Source organism: uncultured Clostridium sp. (assembly GCF_937920395.1).
Classification (GTDB): Bacteria; Bacillota; Clostridia; order Clostridiales; family Clostridiaceae; genus Clostridium_AD.
The window spans coordinates 1-1,654 of sequence record NZ_CALEVF010000192.1 but is presented as its reverse complement, the minus strand read 5'-3'; the positions used below and the strand labels follow the sequence as shown (position 1 = coordinate 1,654).

Genomic DNA, 1,654 nt, shown 5'->3' with positions numbered 1-1,654 from the left:
GAATTATAGTATACTATACAGTATAGGCTTTACGAAAGGGGAAAGATATCATGGTGAGTAAAATTGGGTATTCTGAAGAAATAAGAAAAGAAATACTTGCAAGAGTAACTGGTTCAGATAAAGAAAGCATAACTAAAGTATCTCTAGATAAAAAGATAAATAAAGGTACAATTTATAAATGGATTAAAGATGCTGAGAAAAAAGAAGGAATAAAGATTTTAAGACTAAATGGGGATTGGACATCAGAGGAAAAGTTTCACATGGTTCTTGAGTCGGCCTCTTTAACCGAGCAAGAACTTGGTGAATATTGCCGAAGGAAAGGTACATATAAAGATGATATAAAGGTATGGAAATCACAATGCATGAATGCAAACAACGGCAGCATCGAAGATCCTAAAAAGTTAAAAGGTGAGCTAAAAGAAGAAAAAGATAAAGTCATAAAAATTCAAAAAGAGCTTAGATTTAAAGAAAAAGCTTTAGCTGAAACCGCAGCATTATTAGTACTAAGAAAAAACGTTCATGCGATTTGGGGGGACCAAGAGGAAGACTAATCAGTGCCTCAGATCGCATTAAAGCTTTAGAACTGATTAATGAAGCTGTACATTCCGGTGCTAGGTTAAGTCCCTGCTGCAATGAGGTTGGAATATCAACTAGGACTTACGAGCGATGGTCACTAACCCCTGACTCAACGGAAGATAAACGCCCGCTAGTATGTCGGAAGCCTCCTAAAAATAAACTTAGTGATGAAGAAAGAGCTGAGATTATTCAGGTAATAAATAGTAATGACTATGCCGATTTAGTACCTGCACAAATAGTGCCAAAGCTGGCTGATCAGGGAATTTATATTGCCTCGGAATCTACGATTCATAGAATACTTAGAGAAGAAAAACAAAACACTCATAGATTTAAGACGAAGGCGCCTGTGAAAAGAGTTGCTGCTACGCACATAGCAACCGCGCAAAACCAAGTTTGGACATGGGATATAACATGGCTTGATGGCTCTGTGAAAGGTCTATACTTTAAGCTATATCTGATACTAGATATGTTCAGCCGTATGATTGTTGGTTATGAAGTTTGGGAAACAGAGAATGCAGAATATGCCAAGATCCTTGTTAGCCGTGCTCTTCTTTCTCAAAAAATATTAGGTAAACCTCTTATACTTCACTCCGATAATGGAAGTCCTATGAAGGCTGCAACGTTCCTTGCTACATTGGAGAAATTAGGGGTACAGAGCTCATTTTCACGGCCTAGAGTAAGCAATGATAATCCATACTCAGAATCGTTATTTAAGACAATGAAATATGTGCCAACATTTCCTAACGGTGGATTTGTAAGTATTTCTGACGCACGTGAGTGGGTAAAGAAGTTTGTTTACTGGTACAACAATGTTCATATGCATAGTGGTATCAAATATTTGACCCCATACCAGAGGCATTATAGATTGGACAAAAAGATTATGGAGAATAGAAAAAAAGTGTATGCAATGGCAAAAGAGAAGCATCCTGAAAGGTGGAGTAGAGAAATTAGAAATTGGGATTTACCTAAATATGTATCTTTGAACCCAATAAAAGACGAAGAGTTGCTTATTATAGAAGAGGCATCGTCATCAAAAGGTTAGAAATAGAAATTACGACAACTAAGTTGACAAACTCCG

Annotated in this window: 2 protein-coding genes; both read left to right on the top strand. The window is 36.9% G+C overall.

Features of this window, described 5'->3' with window-relative positions; translation table 11 throughout:
* The first annotated feature begins 50 nt into the window (after positions 1–50).
* Positions 51–551, top strand: a complete 501-nt coding sequence (locus tag Q0649_RS12400) for a hypothetical protein (protein ID WP_298842318.1) — start codon at positions 51–53, stop codon at positions 549–551.
* Positions 527–1,618: an IS3 family transposase gene (locus Q0649_RS12395; protein ID WP_298842313.1), complete on the top strand. Its 1,092-nt coding sequence runs from the start codon at positions 527–529 to the stop codon at positions 1,616–1,618. Before Q0649_RS12400 ends, Q0649_RS12395 begins: the two co-directional genes overlap by 25 nt.
* The last annotated feature ends 36 nt before the right edge of the window (positions 1,619–1,654 follow it).